Source organism: Helicobacter pylori (genome assembly GCF_900120335.1).
Taxonomy (GTDB): domain Bacteria; phylum Campylobacterota; class Campylobacteria; order Campylobacterales; family Helicobacteraceae; genus Helicobacter; species Helicobacter pylori_BU.
Genome location: NZ_LT635477.1, coordinates 546,983 through 567,300, shown reverse-complemented (window position 1 = coordinate 567,300; position 20,318 = coordinate 546,983). Strand labels below are relative to the sequence as shown.

The following is a 20,318-nucleotide window of genomic DNA, read 5'->3' as shown; positions in this document are numbered from 1 at the left end:
AGAGACAGAATTAAAAAATGATGAACACTTTAAAAAGATTACCTACCTGATCGCCTTACCTATCAAGTAAAGCTAACGCCCGTTGGCGTTTCTCTCTACCCTTAGAAAAATCTATTCTCTCCTTTTCTTTCAATCACTTACCACTGAGCAAACTTCTGATTTGATTGCGTAAGTATTCATTCTCTCTTTCTTCTTGCAGCTTCTCCCTAACTTCTTCCTCTCTGGTTTGCATGTTCAAGTTGCCATTCTTAAAAATCTCAGAACTAATCACATTCTGCCTCATTTGATAACCTGCACGATTACTCAAGGTTTCTAAAATTTCTCGTTGGTTATTTTTCCTAGTGGTATATTCTTGTTCCTTGTCTTGCAAGAGAGTTCTGTAATACTGATTGATTTTTTCTAGCTGAGCTTTTTCTCTTGCCACTTCATTGATCACTTGCTTGTTGTTTGCTCCACTCACATCATAGCCATGCAAGTTTTTTGTGTTAGCCCCTAGCATTGGCTGACTTCCTTGCAACACATCAAAGGTTTGTGGTTGTTCTTTGTTGTTAGGATTATCATTGTAGTTACTCGCTATCATCACCACACCTTTTTGATTCAAAGTAGGCTGCAAGTAAAAATCAATGTCAGATCTTGCTCCATTAGCTTGGAAGTAATTCTTGTATTGAAGGATCTTATTGGCATCGCCTATGAGCGTAATCTTTTTAGAATGATGAACAAGTTTGAAAGTTAGTACAACTTGTTTATTATCCAACAAATAGTCCTTGTAATTTGGCAACTTCACTTGCACCATGAATGGTGTGTCTTTGAGTTTGTCATTTAAGGGGATCTCACTATACTTCTCTATCAGTTCATTATACACAGGCGTATAAACATGGTTCTTTTGTTTCACCACTTTTTTCGCATAGTTACTGCACGCGCTTAAAATTAAGCACAGAATTGCCGCACCGATTAAAACACTTGCTCTCAGTTTCATTGTTGTTTCTCCTTATCGCTCTCGTTTCATTAGTTTCATTCTGCACCGCCTTGTTTCTTTGAAGCGAAAAGACCATTGATAAAATTTTTTATACCAATAACCTTAATAACTTTATAAATCAAATAGCCCATACCTATGAAGCAAATGTTTTTCAAAACAAAAAGCACCTTGTCGTTAGTGCTACCAATTCCTAAGATATATAGTTCATAAATCGATCTAATTGTTTCTAATCCAAAAAACAAAACCGCACCCACACCAAAGGCATAGTAAAAATACTGAAGTTTTAATTTTGCTTTTAGACTTTCCACTAGCTCTGTGTTTTTGCTAGTTCTTAAAAATACAAAATAGATTGCAAACAAAACAAATATCCCACCCATACACAATCCTAACAGATGCTCTAGTCCCCCTATATATCCTAAGAATGAATGAGCGTATGCTTCCATTATTCTCTGTTTGGCTTGTCCTATCTGCATCAGAAGTTCATACCTTTTTTCTTGCGGTAGCTTTTCTATTTCTATTAGGATATTTTTCAACTCTTCTTGATTCTTTAAAGCTTCGTGAAATCTTTGTTCCCCTAAACTCCCTTTAGGATATAACGAGTCTAGCAAATTTAAGAGATCATTGCTCTGTGAGTTGCTAGGTGGTGGGGCGTTTAGCGGATTGGATCCATGATGCTCTGTTGTATCGTTCATGAAATTCCTTTCAAGAATTAAATTGAGAACTTATTTTGATATTATACCATTCTCTCTATGAGTTGTGATTGTCTCATCTCTTTGAATTAAGCGCTTCTAAAATTTCATTATTGAGTTACGACTGCTTGCTCATCGCTCTTACTTTTTGAGTTGCATCGTGTTTCATCTTGCTTCTTGTTTGAAACAAGTCGCTGCTTAAATTGATTATCAAGGAATCTTTGCTCAACGCCTTATCCAAAAAGGTTTTTGTTAAAGGTTTTTCAAATACATAGTTTTTACAGAAATTTTGCTATAATTAGGGTTATTTTAAGGAGTTTTTAATGAAAAATCTCTCAAGTTTTACAACCAACAAACCAATAATTAAACAATAAAGCTGTCGCATGTTAGGGAAAAAAAACGAAGAAGTCTTGATTGATGAAAATTTGGTTGGGGGTGTGATAGCCCTTGATAGATTGGCAAAACTCAATAAGGCCAATAGGACTTTCAAAAGGGCTTTTTATCTCTCTATGGCACTCAATGTCGCCGCTGTAACGAGTATTGTGATGATGATGCCTTTGAAGAAAACGGATATATTTGTTTATGGCATTGATCGATACACAGGAGAATTTAAAATTGTCAAACGCTCCGATGCCAGGCAAATTGTCAATTCTGAAGCTGTTGTGGATAGCGCAACTTCAAAATTTGTCTCATTGCTGTTTGGTTATAGTAAAAATTCTTTGAGGGATCGCAAGGATCAACTGATGCAATATTGCGATGTGAGTTTCCAAACCCAAGCAATGAGAATGTTCAATGAAAATATCAGACAATTCGTAGATAAAGTCCGAGCAGAAGCTATCATTAGCTCTAACATACAAAGAGAAAAAGTCAAAAATAGTCCCTTAACGAGATTAACATTTTTCATTACCATCAAAATCACACCTGATACGATGGAAAATTATGAATATATTACTAAAAAACAAGTAACTATTTATTATGATTTTGCTAGAGGTAACTCTTCTCAAGAAAATCTTATCATCAATCCTTTTGGCTTCAAAGTGTTTGACATTCAAATCACGGATTTACAAAACGAGCAGACAGTAAGCGAAATTTTGAGAAAGATTAAAGAAGTGGAAGCGAAAAATAAGACATTAGAGAAATAAGAGCATGTTTAATCTTAAAAGGACTTTTTTAATAACGATCATGAGTTTTTTTCTCATTGTTCCTAATTGGTTGAAAGCTATTGATTTGCCCATTGTTTCAAATCTCAAAATTTACCAAACAGTTTATTGCATGCTGATACCGAGTTATGTTTTAACCAACAAAAGTTTTGCAGATATTTTAACAGGCTATACATCTATTGGTCAATCAGGGAGCGGAAAGAGTTCAGGGCAGGGTGTGATCGAAGCGCTTAGCACACCATTAGCCACAAGTTTAGCCGCTAGCAATCTGGTGAAATATTTGAACACTTTAGGTCCTTTATGGGGATCGGCGTGGGCAAGTGTTGCTACAGCTATACAAGGCTTTGCTCTAACGCCATCAAGTGGCTGTAATTTTGGTTGGAACGCATTGATAAATAAAAACATAGACATATCCATGGATAGCATGCTAGACAATTTGAGCAACAAGATTCAGAATTTCACCAAAGGCGGTGTTGAGGACAATGTGAAAGGCAATGTTCTTTTACAAATAATTAGCTCAATAACCGCTCAAGCTTCTACGAATATTACAGCTGATGGTTTAATTTGGCTGATTGGCAAAGAATTCACTGCAAATAAACTGCAAAACAACACTACAGCCATGCTTGCTTTTGCCGCACTAGAATCTGTTGTCAAAGGAGCGGACGCTGCTGTTCTTCCTGCATATGGTGTAGTCAATCTGCCTGATATTATCATAGGGCAAGGGTCATATCTTGATTTTGTTTCTTACCTAATTTATATTGTTTTTGGGATTTTTGTTTTCATTTCTTTTATGAAATTGAGGGATATTTCAAATGGTATTCAGATTAACATAGGTTTTGAATACATGCGATTTATTGGGGGGACATTATTCAAAATGGCGATGGTCTCTTTTATCGCCTATGCAGGTTTTGGTTATCTTTATAAAATCTCTTATTCCATTTATTTTGGTTTAGCAGGTGCTTTTGGGCTGAATCAAGTTCTTTTTTGGGCTTTAGATTTAGTGCTGAATTACACTGTTAATTCAATTTTACCTGCGGTAAGAGCTGTTTTTTCTAATGTTGGTAACAACGCTCCTAGTTTGTTACAAGGCTTGCAAGTGGCAGGTATTTCTTTATTCGCCATTTTTATGCAAGTAACTATCATTATGAGAATAAGCACTGTGGTTGTGAAACCTTTGATAGCTGGGGCTTTTAGCGGTATTGTGTTCCCTATTGCGGTATGTTTGATCGTGCTAGATTGGTTCAAAGATTCCATGAAAAACATATTGATATGGTTTATTAATAATTTATTTATCTTGGTTCTAGCTATTCCTATTTTGCTCTTTGGTGTTTTGGCATTATTGGCATTCAATTTGACCATAACGCCCTCTGTTGCTATACAAAACATCAATCAAGGGGGACTGGGTATCGATTCAACTATTGCGAGTTTGATCACTCTATTTATTTTAAAAGGTTTCATAGAGACGATTATTGAGAGTGTCAATGCGATCGTTAATACCATTTTCAGCTCTGTCTCTATGGATGGCAGCAGGATGGATAGAGAAAGAGATGCCTTAATGGTAGGAAGAGTTGGTGGATCTATGTTTAAAGGATAAGCCACTTTATTCTTGTGTTACAATTACAAATATTTTTTAAGAGGAATTGTTGATGGAGCAGGCATTTTTTAAAAAAATTGTTAACTGTTTCTGTCTTGGTTATTTATTTTTATCTAGCGTAATAGAAGCAGCACCTGACATTAAAAATTTTAATCGTGGCAGGGTGAAAGTGGTGAATAAGAAGATTACTTATTTGGGAGATGAAAAACCCATCACGATTTGGACTTCATTAGACAATGTTACTGTGATCCAACTTGAAAAAGATGAAACTATTTCTTACATCACAACAGGTTTCAATAAAGGTTGGAATATTGTGCCTAATTCTAATCATATATTCATTCAACCTAAATCGGTAAAAAGTAATCTCATGTTTGAAAAAGAAGCAGTGAATTTTGCCCTAATGACAAGAGATTACCAAGAATTTTTAAAAACAAAAAAACTTATCGTAGATGCGCCTGACCCTAAAGAATTAGAAGAACAAAAAAAAGCTCTAGAAAAAGAAAAAGAAGCTAAAGAACAGGCGCAAAAAGCGCAAAAAGATAAAAGAGAAAAAAGAAAGGAGGAGCGTGCAAAAAATAGAGCCAATTTAGAAAATCTCACTAACGCTATGAGTAACCCACAAAATTTGAGCAATAACAAAAATCTTAGCGAATTGATCAAGCAACAGAGAGAAAATGAATTAGACCAAATGGAACGACTAGAGGACATGCAAGAGCAGGCTCAAGCTAACGCGCTCAAACAAATTGAAGAACTCAACAAGAAACAAGCTGAAGAGGCAGTTAGGCAAAGAGCCAAGGATAAAATCAGTATTAAGACAGATAAATCTCAAAAAAGCCCCGAGGATAACTCCATAGAATTATCTCCTAGCGATAGCGCTTGGAGGACTAATCTTGTTGTGCGGACCAATAAAGCCTTGTATCAATTCATTTTGAGAATAGCTCAAAAAGACAATTTTGCTTCAGCGTATCTAACGGTCAAATTAGAATACCCACAAAGACACGAAGTCTCTAGCGTTATTGAAGAGGAATTAAAAAAGAGAGAAGAAGCAAAGAGGCAGAGAGAATTGATCAAGCAAGAAAATCTCAACACCACAGCCTACATCAATAGAGTAATGATGGCGAGCAATGAACAGATTATCAACAAAGAAAAAATAAGAGAAGAAAAACAAAAAATTATACTAGATCAAGCAAAGGCGCTAGAGACCCAATATGTGCATAATGCGTTAAAAAGAAATCCTGTGCCTAGAAACTACAATTACTACCAAGCGCCTGAAAAACGCTCTAAACATATTATGCCCTCTGAAATTTTTGATGATGGCACATTCACTTATTTTGGTTTCAAAAACATCACTCTCCAACCTGCTATTTTTGTGGTTCAACCTGATGGGAAATTGAGCATGACTGATGCCGCCATTGATCCTAACATGACTAATTCAGGATTGAGATGGTATAGAGTTAATGAAATTGCAGAGAAGTTTAAGCTCATTAAAGACAAAGCCCTTGTAACAGTGATCAATAAAGGCTATGGGAAAAATCCATTGACAAAAAATTACAATATCAAAAACTATGGTGAATTGGAGCGTGTGATTAAAAAGCTCCCTCTTGTCAGAGATAAATAAAAAGGCGTTAAGACATGAATGAAGAAAACGATAAACTTGAAACTTCTGAAAAAACCCAACAAGATTCACCCCAAGATCTATCTAATGAAGAAGCAACGGAAGCCAATCATTTTGAAGATCTTTTAAAAGAAGAAAGCTCAGACAATCATCTTGACAATTCCGCAGAAATTAAAACCCATTTTGATGAAGAAAAGCCAGAAGAAACCCAAACTCAAATGGATTCTGGAGGTAATGAAACTTCAGAATCTAGCAATGGCAGTCTAGCAGACAAGTTATTCAAGAAAGCCAGAAAATTAGTTGATGATAAAAGACCTTTCACTCAGCAAAAGAGTTTAGATGAAGAAACCCAAAAACTGAACGAAGAAGATAATCAAGAAAATAATTGGCATCAAGAAGAAACTCAAACGGACTTGATTGATGATGAAACTTCTGAAAAAACCCAACAAGATTCACCCCAAGATCTATCTAATGAAGAAGCAACGGAAGCCAATCATTTTGAAGATCTTTTAAAAGAATCCACAGAAAGCTCAGACAATCATCTTGACAACCCCACAGAAAGCTCAGACAATCATCTTGACAACCCCACAGAAAGCTCAGACAATCATCTTGACAACCCCACAGAAACTAAAACCCAAGAAACTAAAACCCATTTTGATGAAGACAAGCTAGAAGAAATAACTGACGACTCTAACGATCAAGAGATTATCAAAGGAAGCAAAAAGAAATACATTATTGGTGGCATTGTAGTCGCTGTTCTTATTGTGATTGTTTTATTTTCTAGAAGCATTTTTCACTACTTTGTACCTTTGGAAGATAAAAGCTCTCGTTTTAGCAAAGACAGGAATCTTTATGTCAATGATGAAATCCAAATAAGGCAAGAGTATAACCGATTGCTGAAAGAACGGAATGAAAAAGGCAATATGATCGATAAGAATCTTTTCTTCAATGACGATCCCAATAGAACCTTATACAACTATTTGAATATTGCAGAAATTGAGGACAAAAACCCATTGAGAGCCTTTTATGAGTGTATTAGTAATGGTGGCAACTATGAAGAATGTTTGAAGCTTATCAAAGACAAAAAACTTCAAGATCAAATGAAAAAGACTCTAGAGGCTTATAACGACTGCATCAAAAATGCCAAAACTGAAGAAGAAAGGATCAAGTGTTTAGATTTAATCAAAGATGAAAACCTGAAAAAAAGCTTACTGAACCAACAAAAAGTTCAAGTGGCTCTAGATTGTTTGAAAAACGCTAAAACCGATGAAGAACGGAAAGAGTGCCTAAAACTCATAAATGACCCTGAGATTAGAGAGAAATTCCGTAAGGAATTAGAGCTTCAAAAAGAGCTTCAAGAGTATAAGGATTGTATCAAAAACGCCAAAACAGAAGCTGAGAAAAACGAATGTTTGAAAGGCTTGTCTAAAGAAGCCATAGAAAGATTGAAACAACAAGCGCTAGATTGTTTGAAAAACGCTAAAACCGATGAAGAACGAAACGAGTGCTTGAAAAATATTCCCCAAGACTTACAAAAAGAACTACTAGCTGATATGAGCGTTAAGGCTTACAAGGACTGCGTTTCAAGAGCTAGGAATGAAAAAGAGAAAAAAGAGTGTGAGAAATTACTCACGCCTGAAGCGAAAAAAAAGTTAGAACAACAAGTACTAGATTGTTTGAAAAACGCTAAAACCGATGAAGAACGAAAAAAGTGTTTGAAAGATCTCCCTAAAGACTTACAAAGCGATATTTTAGCTAAAGAGAGCCTGAAAGCTTATAAAGACTGTGCATCTCAAGCCAAAACTGAAGATGAAAAAAAAGAATGCGAGAAATTGCTCACACCCGAAGCGAAAAAACTTTTAGAAGAAGAAGCCAAAGAGAGCGTTAAGGCTTATTTGGATTGCGTATCTCAGGCCAAAACTGAAGCTGAGAAACAAGAATGCGAGAAATTGCTCACGCCTGAAGCGAAAAAAAAGTTAGAAGAAGCCAAAAAGAGCGTTAGAGCTTATTTGGATTGCGTATCTCAAGCTAAAACTGAAGCTGAGAAAAAAGAGTGTGAGAAATTACTCACGCCTGAAGCGAAAAAACTATTAGAGAATCAAGCGCTAGATTGTTTGAAAAACGCTAAAACCGATGAAGAACGGAAAGAGTGCTTGAAAGATCTCCCTAAAGACTTACAGAAAAAGGTTTTAGCCAAAGAGAGTGTTAGGGTTTATTTGGATTGCGTATCAAAAGCCAAAAACGAAGCTGAAAGAAAAGAATGCGAGAAGTTACTCACCCCTGAAGCGAGAAAGCTACTAGAAGAAGCTAAGAAGAGCGTTAAGGCTTATTTAGACTGCGTTTCAAGAGCTAGGAATGAAAAAGAGAAACAAGAATGCGAGAAATTACTCACCCCTGAAGCGAGGAAACTTTTAGAGCAAGAAGTTAAAAAAAGCGTTAAGGCTTATTTAGACTGCGTATCAAGAGCTAGGAATGAAAAAGAGAAAAAAGAATGCGAGAAATTGCTCACCCCTGAAGCGAGAAAGCTACTAGAAGAAGCTAAGAAGAGCGTTAAGGCTTATTTGGATTGCGTATCAAAAGCCAAAAACGAAGCTGAAAGAAAAGAATGCGAGAAATTGCTCACGCCTGAAGCGAGGAAACTATTAGAGAATCAAGCGCTAGATTGTTTGAAAAACGCTAAAACCGAAGCTGAGAAAAAAAGGTGTGTCAAAGATCTCCCTAAAGACTTACAAAAAAAGGTTTTAGCCAAAGAGAGTGTTAGGGTTTATTTGGATTGCGTATCAAAAGCCAAAAACGAAGCTGAAAGAAAAGAGTGTGAGAAGTTACTCACCCCTGAAGCGAGAAAGCTACTAGAAGAAGCTAAGAAGAGCGTTAAGGCTTATTTAGACTGCGTTTCAAGAGCTAGGAATGAAAAAGAGAAACAAGAATGCGAGAAGTTACTCACCCCTGAAGCGAGAAAGCTACTAGAAGAAGCTAAGAAGAGCGTTAAGGCTTATTTAGACTGCGTTTCAAGAGCTAGGAATGAAAAAGAGAAACAAGAATGCGAGAAATTACTCACCCCTGAAGCGAGGAAACTTTTAGAGCAAGAAGTTAAAAAAAGCGTTAAGGCTTATTTAGACTGCGTATCAAGAGCTAGGAATGAAAAAGAGAAAAAAGAATGCGAGAAATTGCTCACGCCTGAAGCGAGGAAACTCTTAGAGCAAGAAGTTAAAAAAAGCGTTAAGGCTTATTTAGACTGCGTATCAAGAGCTAGGAATGAAAAAGAGAAAAAAGAATGCGAGAAATTGCTCACGCCTGAAGCGAGGAAACTATTAGAGAATCAAGCGCTAGATTGTTTGAAAAACGCTAAAACCGAAGCTGAGAAAAAAAGGTGTGTCAAAGATCTCCCTAAAGACTTACAAAAAAAGGTTTTAGCCAAAGAGAGTGTTAGGGTTTATTTGGATTGCGTATCAAAAGCCAAAAACGAAGCTGAAAGAAAAGAGTGTGAGAAATTACTCACGCCCGAAGCGAAAAAACTTTTAGAAGAATCTAAAAAAAGCGTTAAGGCTTATTTGGATTGCGTATCAAAAGCCAAAACTGAAGCTGAAAGAAAAGAATGCGAGAAGTTACTCACGCCTGAAGCGAGAAAACTTTTAGAAGAAGCTAAAGAGAGCCTTAAAGCTTATAAAGACTGCCTCTCTCAAGCTAGGAATGAAACTGAAAGGAGAGCCTGCGAGAAGTTACTCACCCCTGAAGCGAGGAAACTCTTAGAGCAAGAAGTTAAAAAAAGCGTTAAGGCTTATTTAGACTGCGTTTCAAGAGCTAGGAATGAAAAAGAGAAACAAGAATGCGAGAAATTACTCACGCCTGAAGCTAGGAAATTTTTAGAGAAACAGCGCCAACAAAAAGATAAAGCGATAAAAGATTGCTTGAAAAACGCCGATCCTAACGACAGAGCGGCTATCATGAAGTGTTTGGATGGTTTGAGCGATGAAGAGAAGCTCAAATACCTGCAAGAAGCTAGAGAAAAGGCTGTCTTGGATTGTTTGAAAACGGCTAGGACCGATGAAGAAAAAAGAAAATGCCAAAACCTTTATAGCGATTTGATCCAAGAAATCCAAAATAAAAGGGCACAGAACAAACAAAATCAATTGAGTAAAACAGAAAGGTTGCATCAAGCAAGCGAGTGCTTGGATAACTTAGATGACCCTACTGATCAAGAAGCCATAGAGCAATGTTTAGAGGGATTGAGCGATAGCGAAAGGGCGCTAATTCTAGGAATCAAACGACAAGCTGATGAAGTGGATCGGATTTATAGCGATCTAAGAAGCCGCAAAACCTTTGATAACATGGCGGCTAAAGGTTATCCATTGTTGCCAATGGATTTTAAAAATGGTGGCGATATTGCCACTATTAACGCCACTAATGTTGATGCGGACAAAATAGCTAGCGATAATCCTATTTATGCTTCCATAGAGCCTGATATTACTAAGCAATACGAAACAGAGAAAACCATTAAGGATAAGAGTTTAGAAGCTAAATTAGCTAAGGCTTTAGGTGGCGATAAGAAAGATGACGATAAAGAAAAAGGTAAAAAACCCACAGCAGAAACTAAAGCAGAAAGCAATAAGATAGACAAAGATGTCGCAGAAACTGCCAAAAATATCAGCGAAATCGCTCTTAAGAACAAAAAAGAAAAGAGTGGGGATTTTGTAGATGAAAATGGTAATCCCATTGACGATAAAAAGAAAGAAGAAAAACAAGATGAAACAAGCCCTGTCAAACAGGCCTTTATAGGCAAGAGTGATCCCACATTTGTTTTAGCGCAATACACCCCCATTGAAATCACTCTGACTTCTAAAGTAGATGCCACTCTCACGGGTATAGTGAGTGGGGTTGTAGCCAAAGATGTATGGAACATGAACGGCACTATGATCTTATTAGACAAAGGCACTAAGGTGTATGGGAATTATCAAAGCGTGAAAGGTGGCACGCCTATTATGACTCGTTTAATGATAGTCTTTACTAAAGCCATTACGCCTGATGGGGTGATTATACCTCTAGCAAACGCTCAAGCAGCAGGCATGCTGGGTGAAGCAGGGGTAGATGGCTATGTGAATAATCACTTCATGAAGCGCATAGGCTTTGCTGTGATAGCAAGCGTGGTTAATAGCTTCTTGCAAACCGCGCCTATCATAGCATTAGATAAACTCATAGGTCTTGGCAAAGGCAGAAGTGAAAGGACACCTGAATTTAATTACGCTTTGGGTCAAGCTATCAATGGCAGTATGCAAAGTTCAGCTCAGATGTCTAATCAAATTCTAGGGCAACTGATGAATATCCCCCCAAGTTTTTACAAAAATGAGGGCGATAGTATTAAGATTCTCACCATGGACGATATTGATTTTAGCGGCGTGTATGATGTTAAAATTACCAACAAATCTGTGGTAGATGAAATTATCAAACAAAGCACCAAAACTCTGTCTAGAGAGCATGAAGAAATCACCACAAGCCCCAAAGGTGGCAATTGATTCAAGAGAAAGGATAAAATATATTCATGTTATTAAACTCGGTTCTTTACAAAATAAAAGACAAAACCAACTAGGCTCTTCTAGAGGATATAGTGGCGGAAAAAACCAAGCAAAAACAATGAAAGGAAACAGCAATGGAACTAGGTTTCAATGAAGCAGAAAGACAAAAGATCTTAGACAGCAACAGCTCTCTTATGAGAAATGCGAATGAAGTAAGGGATAAGTTTATTCAAAATTACGCCACTTCTTTAAAAGATAGCAACGATCCGCAAGATTTTTTGAGAAGGGTTCAAGAGTTAAGAATCAATATGCAAAAGAATTTTATTAGTTTTGATACTTATTACAACTATTTAAACAACCTTGTGTTAGCCAGTTACAATCGTTGCAAACAAGAAAAGACTTTTGCAGAAAGCACGATCAAAAATGAACTAACGCTTGGAGAGTTTGTTGCAGAAATTTCTGACAACTTCAATAATTTCATGTGTGATGAAGTGGCAAGAATTTCAGACCTAGTGGCTTCTTATCTGCCAAGAGAGTATTTACCGCCATTCATAGATGGCAATATGATGGGCGTGGCGTTTCAGATTCTAGGGATAGATGATTTTGGGAGAAAGCTCAATGAGATTGTCCAAGATATAGGGACTAAATATATTATTTTGAGCAAAAATAAGACTTATCTCACTTCTTTAGAAAGGGCTAAATTGATAACCCAGTTAAAATTAAATTTGGAATAAGAACATGACTGAAGACAGATTGAGTGCAGAAGATAAAAAATTTCTAGAAGTAGAAAGAGCCTTAAAAGAAGCGGCATTAAATCCTCTAAGGCATGCTACTGAAGAACTTTTTGGTGATTTTTTAAAAATGGAAAATATCACTGAGATTTGTTACAATGGGGACAAGGTTGTATGGGTTTTAAAAAATAATGGCGAATGGCAACCGTTTGATGTGAGAAACAAGAAGGCCTTTAGCTTATCTCGTTTAATGCATTTCGCTCGGTGTTGTGCAAGCTTCAAGAAAAAAACAATAGACAACTATGAAAATCCTATTTTGAGTAGCAATTTAGCGAATGGTGAAAGGGTGCAGATTGTCCTTTCACCTGTTACAGTTAATGATGAAACCATTTCCATATCCATAAGGATACCTAGCAAAACAACCTACCCTCATAGCTTTTTTGAAGAACAAGGTTTTTATAATCTACTAGACAACAAAGAACAAGCGATCAGCGCGATTAAAGATGGTATTGCTATTGGTAAAAATGTGATTGTTTGTGGTGGCACAGGAAGCGGTAAAACGACTTATATCAAAAGCATCATGGAGTTTATCCCCAAAGAAGAAAGGATCATATCCATTGAAGACACCGAAGAGATCGTATTCAAACACCACAAGAACTACACACAGCTTTTTTTTGGTGGGAATATCACCTCTGCTGATTGCTTAAAGTCATGTTTGAGAATGCGGCCTGATAGAATCATTTTAGGGGAACTCAGAAGCAGTGAGGCATACGATTTTTATAATGTGCTTTGTAGCGGCCATAAAGGCACGCTAACCACTCTACATGCAGGGAGCAGTGAAGAAGCGTTTATTCGTTTAGCTAACATGAGTTCATCTAATAGCGCAGCAAGGAATATCAAGTTTGAAAGTCTCATTGAAGGCTTTAAAGATTTGATTGATATAATTGTTCATATCAACCACCACAAACAGTGTGATGAGTTTTATATCAAACATAGGTAGTAGGAACAATGGAAGACTTTTTGTATAACGCCTTATACTTCATAGAGGATTATAAGTTGGTTGTTATTTTTAGTTTCATAGGGTTAATAGCGTTATTTTTCCTCTACAAATTCATAAAAACTCAAAAAAAGGTTTTTAAAGATAAAGCTAACCAGCCTCAAAAGAAAAAAAGCTTTAAAGAAATCATTATAGATGGACTGAAAGAAAGGGTTAAAACCTTTGGCTTTTGGTTGCAAGCTATACTATTACTATCCTATTCTTTTATCACATCAGGGTTATTTTTCTTGATTCTCTTAGGTAATTTTTATGATGATAATCAATTGCCTGAGAGCGATGATGATCTTTTTGATATATGGGTCTATGCGATACAAGATTTTCCTGCATACTATTTTAAGGCGCTCACTTTTAGCTCGCTCAAGATTTATGGGTTCAATATATCCTTAGTCGTATATAGTTCTATTTTATGCTCTTATATATTCATTACCTTTTTTGTGTGGTTCTTAAAATACTTAACTCGGACTAGAGACATAGGAGCGAATAAAAAAGTTGATGATCTCTTTGGTAGCGCGAGTTGGGAAACTGAAGAGAAAATGATCAAAGCCAAGCTTATCACACCCAACAATAAAAAACGCGCCTTTGACAAACGAGAGGTGATTGTAGGCAGGCGAGGTTTGGGGGATTTTATCGCTTACGCAGGACAGGCGTTTATTGGACTCATTGCCCCTACTAGGAGCGGTAAGGGGGTGGGTTTCATCATGCCCAATATGATCAATTATCCTCAAAATATCGTTGTGTTTGACCCTAAGGCTGACACTATGGAAACTTGCGGGAAAATCAGAGAGAAACGCTTCAACCAAAAAGTGTTCATCTATGAACCTTTCTCCTTAAAAACACACCGATTTAATCCTTTTGCGTATGTGGATTTTGGTAATGATGTGGTTTTGACCGAAGACATACTCTCTCAAATTGACACACGCTTAAAAGGGCATGGCATGGTGGCTAGTGGAGGGGATTTTTCCACTCAAATCTTTGGATTGGCTAAGTTGGTGTTCCCTGAAAGACCTAATGAAAAAGATCCTTTCTTTAGCAACCAAGCGAGAAACCTCTTTGTCATCAATTGCAATATTTACAGGGATCTCATGTGGACTAAAAAGGGGCTTGAGTTTGTCAAAAGAAAAAAAATCATCATGCCTGAAACCCCTACGATGTTTTTCATAGGTTCTATGGCAAGCGGGATCAACCTGATTGATGAAGACACAAACATGGAAAAAGTCGTGTCTTTAATGGAATTTTTTGGAGGTGAAGAAGATAAGAGTGGCGATAATCTAAGAGCGCTTAGTCCTGCCACTAGAAACATGTGGAATAACTTTAAGACAATGGGTGGCGCTAGAGAAACTTATAGCTCGGTTCAAGGGGTATATACTTCAGCCTTTGCTCCTTATAATAACGCAATGATCAGGAATTTCACGAGCGCTAATGATTTTGATTTCAGGCGTTTAAGGATCGATGAGGTCAGCATTGGCGTGATCGCTAACCCCAAAGAAAGCACTATTGTTGGACCGATATTAGAGCTGTTTTTCAACGTGATGATTTATAGCAACCTTATTCTACCAATCCATGATCCTCAATGCAAAAGAAGCTGCTTAATGCTCATGGACGAATTCACTTTGTGTGGCTATTTAGAGACCTTTGTTAAAGCGGTAGGGATCATGGCAGAATACAACATGCGCCCCGCTTTTGTGTTTCAAAGTAAGGCGCAATTAGAAAATGATCCCCCACTTGGTTATGGTAGGAATGGAGCTAAGACTATTTTAGACAACCTTTCTTTGAATATGTATTATGGGATCAACAACGATAACTACTATGAACATTTTGAAAAGCTTTCTAAAGTGTTAGGGAAATACACAAGACAAGATGTGAGCCGAAGCATTGATGATAATACGGGTAAGACCAACACTTCTATCAGCAACAAGGAGCGGTTTTTGATGACCCCTGATGAATTGATGACTATGGGCGATGAGCTTATTATTCTAGAAAACACGCTCAAACCCATCAAATGCCACAAGGCGCTTTACTATGATGATCCCTTCTTCACCGATGAGCTCATTAAGGTAAGTCCAAGCTTGAGCAAGAAATACAAATTGGGGAAAGTGCCTAATCAAGCAACATTTTATGATGACTTGCAAGCCGCTAAAACCAGAGGCGAATTGAGCTATGACAAGTCTTTAGTGCCTGTGGGTTCAAGCGAACTGTGATTTTAGTTTCTAATCATTAGTTTCGTTTTGGAAGTCTTTCAAGATCAGATCAGGCACTTCTTTGCTAATTTTTGCTAAAAAATATGATCTTTGTCTTGCATGAAGCGTTTGAGTTTTCCTATATCTTTAATGGAATTTTCACTCATCAAAAGCTTGTGTGTTCTTTGTTTTGCCAGCCATCGCTCTTAGTGGATTGTTGCATGCGCTAGGTTAAAATTCATCAAGCCATTCTTACAGCACCCATGCTCAGAGAAAATGGTGCGAATTAGAAGAATTCTTACGCTATATGTCTTTATAAGGAAAGCAAAAGTCTATTCCAAAAAATAAAAAGATTAAAAGATAATGATGCAAATAATATTATTATAAATTTGTAAGATAGTAGGAGTATACCACCAAGATTGCTTGTAAAAATTATAAAGATTCAAAATAAGTTAGTTCTAGCATGCTTTATTCGTTGTATCGCACTTGCGAATAAATGCAACGAAACTTCTTCACGTAAGCGCCATTAGGGTTGTGTTTCATTCCCCCATTGTAAGCGCCTATGGCCATTTCTACTAATTGATACACGCTTTTGTTGGGGTGTTTTTGTTGGTAATAATCAAAATTTTCTTTTAAAATTTGTTTGGCTAATTGGATCGCAAAACCCACATCGTTTAATAATTTGGTTTTGAGGAGCGTTTTAGAATAGGTAGGGTAGAACTTTTTAGCGGTGTTTAAAGTGATATGAAACATGGAATAAGAGGTGTCTTTAAGGGATTTTTCTCGCTTGTTGTTCAACCCTAGAGAGCTTTCTAGTAAAGCGATAGAAATGAGCGTTCTGCACACCACTTCATTGTTGCAACCTTTTTGATGGATATGGATAAGATTTTCGTATTGCTTGAAACTAATGGTTACCTTTTGGCATGGATAGCCTAAGGAACTAAGGAGTAAGGTCAGACCAATCCATTTCTCAAACAAAACTTTAACTTACTTTGAATCTTTCAGTAACGCTTTTTGTAACTTCTGCTTGTCGTATTTGAGCTTGTCCCTTAGTGGTGAAAGCAGTTTTTGAACGCTCTCATAACCACACAGCATTCCCTCTTTGTAGGGATCATTTTTGATTTTTGCATAGAGGCTAATGCCATTAGCGTAACACAAGCCATTAGACTTGATATAGTAGCTCTTAATTTCTTCTTCTAAGTTTCTCAAGTCCTCAAGGTTGATGGGTGTTTTTTTGCTGTAAGAATTTTCACTGATCAAAGTCCCCTCATAGCTTCTTTTGATCGTGGTCTCTTTATCCACTAATAACCCATTATAGTTTTCTTTTTCTTTGATAACTCTCATTGTTTCATCAGAATCACTTGTTTTAGGAGAAATAGGCACTTCCACTACTCTAGGTTTCTTAGCGTTTTTCTTTTTCAACTCTGCTTCTAAAGCTTTTAGTTTCTTTTGATTTTCTAAATCTTTGAGCTTGTATTTAGCCAATTCAGTCTCTTGTTTTTCTTTTTCTGCTAAGAGTTTCTTTTCCCTCTCTTCTTCATTGGCTATGAGTTGGGAGTTGGCGATTAGCTCTTCTATGAGCTTCTCTTTGCTGTTTTCAGGAGCGGTTTGAGTGGCATAAGGTGATGGTTGGGCTTCATTGGCGTTATTTGCTTCTTTTAGTCTATATAAGCTATAAGGAGCAATGATATTGGGTTTTTGAGTAACGCTATCGTTGGTGGGCATAGCTACCATTTCATCTCTTAGGGGCGAACACACTTCATCGTTGGGTCTGCAGATCACATCGTTGGCGTAGTTGAAATACATTTTCTTTTGTTGTTCAAAAAGCTTGCTTTCATCAATTGACGCTCCCTTATCAAGCGTGTGGGCGTTGGGATCGCTTCTTTTTGGCACTCTCAAAAAAGTCGCTTGGGCATAAGGCAGTTTGTCATTGATTTTTAACACAAACTTGGCGTTGCGTTTGTTGAGTGCCTTTAGAATATTGTAATACCCATTGACTTGTTCTAACGAACCTGTGATGATAATCAGATCTGCATAAGTTCCCATCGCTCTTGTTTTGATAATAGGGTTTTCTATGGATAAGTAGTTGTTATAATCCAATAGATCCATAGCGTAGAGATAAGTTTTGTTTTTCAAAGCGCTATTACCAAACCAATCCCCAAAGCTTTTGTCATTCACATTCAAAGTGTCATATATATCAAAAAGCGCTTGAGTTTTTGTGTCATCAACAGAGACATATTGAGGTTTCTTATTATCAGGGATCTGTTGGCGCTGTTTAGCTTCTTTTTTGAGGCGTTTAGCCTCTTTCTTGGTCTCTTTAGTTTCTTTAGTGGCCTTAATGACCTTATCGGCTTCACTTATTTCTTTAGCATAAAGAGCGTTGGAGATTAGTAAGCCCATGAGCGATACAGAGGTTGCTAGTTTTCTAAACATTGGTTTCCTTTTTTTTCAGATTAATATAGAGACAAAATTCTATTGCATTTAAGGTAAGTGATGTAGCTGTAAAAAACTCATTGTTTTTGAAATTCTTTTTTCTTTTCATTAATCTGTTGCATTTGGGACATTTAGGATCTTGTGAATCCATACTAGCAGTCCATTTGCACTTAGGATAATTTTTACATCCTAAGAAAAAAGAATTTTCTTTAATATTAGCTTTTACACTAGCCAAAATGAAACGCTCAAGGCGTTTGATTTTTTGCTTTTCAATCTTATTAAGCAATTCTTTTTTTTCTTTTTCTAAATCTTTTTTTCGTTCGTTTTGTTTTGCAAGATCGATAAAGTAAAACTTCCTATTGCAATTCTTACAAGCGTAAGCTCCTCCCCTACCACTTTCTACTTTTTCCATTATGGGCGTGTTTTCACAATGCAAGCAGACCATTTTCATTGAGCCATTTATTTCTCGTAAAACGCCCTTACAGTCGCCTTTATTTACATAATCAGAGCAACCATAAAATGAGATACCATTCAATTCTCTTTGTATCATTTTAGGTGTGTTACAAACAAGACAAATCAAATATCCTCTGACTCTCTTAATATTAAACTTAGAAAAATTATTACTCACATTGTAACTCGTAGCTAGACTCATATTGCAAATAACCACTCCTAAATCTAAAAAAAGAATTTATAGGTTGCTTGTGTAAGTCATGCAGTGAGTAATAAACCACCAGAAAACCTAAATTTTTGAAATTTTCCCTTATTCTTTCTTCAGTCAAAATCGTTGTTCTGCCTCAATCTTTAGTCTCTTTAGCTTCAGTTGGTTCGTTGGTAACGCTTGCTGCTTGAGATTTTTGGGTTTCGTTATTGACAGTTGTGGCCGCTTTAGGTTGTTTTTTGGACAATTTTTCAACTAATTTCACTAAGTTGATATTAGAAAAAGACAAAAAGATTCCTATTGCGACAAAGATTATCCCAACAATCCCCATAGCACCGCTCAAGACACAACATAAAACCCCCGCTCCAATGAGACCTAATGAATCATAACGCTTATCAGTCAAATTGTTTTTGAAAAAATTTACAAAAGCGTTTGGTTTCTTTGTTTCATGGGTTGTTTCAGTTGTATTGATTGTGTCAGCCATAGTGTTACCTCCATAAGGTATATTCTCAATTTGTTACTTATGAAACAAATTCATGCTATTATAGCAAAAAATATGAAACCATCTCCCTATTGCTTGTCGCTATTATGTTGTTGTTTGCAATCTAAAAAAGAGATGATATGATAGTAAGTTAGATCGATTAAGCTTGCTCTTTTGTTTGACATTTTTAAGTTTAGCTTTGAGTTTAGCTCTTTTAGTCATGTTCTTTGTTTGCAAGTCTTCAACTGCTATCCATTCAAATTGCTTTGAAAGTTCGCTTGTGATCTAGCTAGAAAGACAAGCTAAAGAATGGCTCAAATTGTAAAAGGATCTGACATGTTTGAAGATTTTTATCGCACCACCCTCTCTTTTTTAAAGTCTTTATTGCTTTTATTGGGTTTATTGTTGCCATTTTCGCTTTGTATAGCTGATGAATATATTAGCATCAGTGATGATTGGGATGAAAGGGCGCGAAATCAGTGGGATGAAATTGCGCGAAATCATAAGACATATTATTTTGAAAATGGTTTAGACCATTTTAATCAAGGCCAATACAAGCAAGCCTTTAAAGATTTTAAATTGGCGCAAGAATACAGCATTGGGCTTGGCAGCGTTTATTTAGCCAAAATGTATTTGGAGGGAAAGGGCGTGAAAGTGGATTACAAAAAAGCGCAATTCTATGCACAAAACGCTATCAAAGGGTATGGGAGCGGGTTGTTAGGGGGTGCTTTAATTTTAGGACGCATGCAAGCAGAAGGCTTAGGGATGAAAAAGGATTTGAAACAAGCGCTTAAGACTTACAGACATGTGGTTCGCATGTTTTCTAATAAAAGCACAAATTTTGTTAACAAATTTGGATCAAACCTTGCGGAATTTACTAGTATGCTTATTGGATCGCGATTCATTGATCTTTCAGGTTTGAGCGCGAATCCTATAAAATTTGGAAAGAAATTTGGAATACTTGTTAAGAAATCCCTTCAAATCAAAGATAAGACACTTCTTTGGGAAGATATTGCTGAAATTTCAAGCAATATTATTTTACTCAAACAACAAATGGGGGAGATCCTTTATAGGATTGGGATCGCTTATAAAGAAGGGCTTGGCACTAGAAAGAAAAAGGACAAGGCTAAAAAATTCCTGCAAAAATCCGCAGAATTTGGCTATGAAAAAGCCATGGAAGCTCTGTAGTTTTTCATCAAACTTGCCATTAGGCTTAAGATTAAAAAAATCCGCTTAG

Annotated in this window: 15 protein-coding genes and 1 pseudogene; 8 read left to right on the top strand and 8 right to left on the bottom strand. The window is 36.6% G+C overall.

What is annotated here, in order from left to right; all coding sequences use genetic code 11:
* Window positions 1-133 precede the first annotated feature (133 nt).
* Both cagT and cagU read right to left on the bottom strand, forming a co-directional pair.
* On the bottom strand, window positions 134-976 hold the full coding sequence (cagT, locus tag CS889_RS02805; protein WP_000776452.1) for a type IV secretion system apparatus protein CagT: 843 nt from the start codon (window positions 974-976) through the stop codon (window positions 134-136).
* A gap of 35 nt (window positions 977-1,011) precedes the next feature.
* A complete protein-coding gene (cagU, locus tag CS889_RS02800) occupies window positions 1,012-1,668 on the bottom strand; it encodes a cag pathogenicity island translocation protein CagU (RefSeq protein ID WP_001000431.1) in 657 nt (218 codons plus the stop codon).
* Between the two features lie 380 nt (window positions 1,669-2,048).
* Between cagU and cagV the strand changes: the two genes are divergently transcribed.
* From cagV to cag5, 7 genes are all read left to right on the top strand, one after another.
* On the top strand, window positions 2,049-2,807 hold the full coding sequence (gene cagV / locus CS889_RS02795; RefSeq protein ID WP_000900781.1) for a cag pathogenicity island type IV secretion system protein CagV: 759 nt from the start codon (window positions 2,049-2,051) through the stop codon (window positions 2,805-2,807).
* A 4-nt stretch (window positions 2,808-2,811) separates the two neighbouring features.
* Window positions 2,812-4,419: a cag pathogenicity island VirB6 family T4SS protein CagW gene (gene cagW, locus CS889_RS02790; protein WP_000482639.1), complete on the top strand. Its 1,608-nt coding sequence runs from the start codon at window positions 2,812-2,814 to the stop codon at window positions 4,417-4,419.
* Between the two features lie 52 nt (window positions 4,420-4,471).
* The gene (gene cagX, locus CS889_RS02785; protein WP_089086782.1) at window positions 4,472-6,037 is read left to right on the top strand and encodes a type IV secretion system apparatus protein CagX; all 1,566 of its coding nucleotides are present in this window, start codon (window positions 4,472-4,474) and stop codon (window positions 6,035-6,037) included.
* A gap of 14 nt (window positions 6,038-6,051) precedes the next feature.
* Window positions 6,052-11,544 (top strand): CagY family CD-EC repeat-containing protein, encoded by a 5,493-nt coding sequence (locus CS889_RS02780; RefSeq protein ID WP_089086781.1) that lies wholly within the window; start codon window positions 6,052-6,054, stop codon window positions 11,542-11,544.
* 134 nt (window positions 11,545-11,678) lie between these two features.
* Entirely contained in the window at window positions 11,679-12,278 is a 600-nt protein-coding gene (cagZ, locus tag CS889_RS02775) for a cag pathogenicity island translocation protein CagZ (protein ID WP_000418819.1), read from the top strand.
* 4 nt (window positions 12,279-12,282) lie between these two features.
* Complete coding sequence (virB11, locus tag CS889_RS02770; protein WP_000133864.1) at window positions 12,283-13,275, top strand: cag pathogenicity island type IV secretion system ATPase VirB11; 993 nt, start codon at window positions 12,283-12,285, stop codon at window positions 13,273-13,275.
* Window positions 13,276-13,283: 8 nt separating this feature from the next.
* Entirely contained in the window at window positions 13,284-15,530 is a 2,247-nt protein-coding gene (gene cag5 / locus CS889_RS02765; protein WP_001927347.1) for a VirD4 family type IV secretion system ATPase Cag5, read from the top strand.
* A 447-nt stretch (window positions 15,531-15,977) separates the two neighbouring features.
* Here the strand turns inward: cag5 and cag4 are convergent, their stop codons facing one another.
* From cag4 to CS889_RS08430, 6 genes and pseudogenes are all read right to left on the bottom strand, one after another.
* Complete coding sequence (gene cag4 / locus CS889_RS02760) at window positions 15,978-16,487, bottom strand: VirB1 family T4SS lytic transglycosylase Cag4 (protein ID WP_000462215.1); 510 nt, start codon at window positions 16,485-16,487, stop codon at window positions 15,978-15,980.
* A gap of 9 nt (window positions 16,488-16,496) precedes the next feature.
* A complete protein-coding gene (gene cag3 / locus CS889_RS02755) occupies window positions 16,497-17,942 on the bottom strand; it encodes a type IV secretion system outer membrane cap subunit Cag3 (protein ID WP_089086780.1) in 1,446 nt (481 codons plus the stop codon).
* A complete protein-coding gene (locus tag CS889_RS02750; RefSeq protein ID WP_089086779.1) occupies window positions 17,935-18,594 on the bottom strand; it encodes a topoisomerase DNA-binding C4 zinc finger domain-containing protein in 660 nt (219 codons plus the stop codon). Before CS889_RS02750 ends, cag3 begins: the two co-directional genes overlap by 8 nt.
* On the bottom strand, window positions 18,563-18,721 hold the full coding sequence (locus CS889_RS08640; RefSeq protein ID WP_089086778.1) for a cag pathogenicity island protein: 159 nt from the start codon (window positions 18,719-18,721) through the stop codon (window positions 18,563-18,565). The genes CS889_RS02750 and CS889_RS08640 overlap by 32 nt, the downstream gene beginning before the upstream one ends.
* Window positions 18,722-18,736: 15 nt before the next feature.
* Window positions 18,737-19,084, bottom strand: a complete 348-nt coding sequence (cag1, locus tag CS889_RS02740) for a cag pathogenicity island protein Cag1 (protein WP_000785772.1) — start codon at window positions 19,082-19,084, stop codon at window positions 18,737-18,739.
* A 101-nt stretch (window positions 19,085-19,185) separates the two neighbouring features.
* Window positions 19,186-19,366: pseudogene (locus tag CS889_RS08430) on the bottom strand (transposase); the annotation flags it as partial.
* A 51-nt stretch (window positions 19,367-19,417) separates the two neighbouring features.
* Here CS889_RS08430 and CS889_RS02735 point away from each other — a divergent pair.
* Window positions 19,418-20,269 carry an SEL1-like repeat protein gene (locus tag CS889_RS02735; protein ID WP_089086777.1) on the top strand — a complete coding sequence of 284 codons (852 nt, stop codon included), beginning with the start codon at window positions 19,418-19,420 and terminating at the stop codon, window positions 20,267-20,269.
* The last annotated feature ends 49 nt before the right edge of the window (window positions 20,270-20,318 follow it).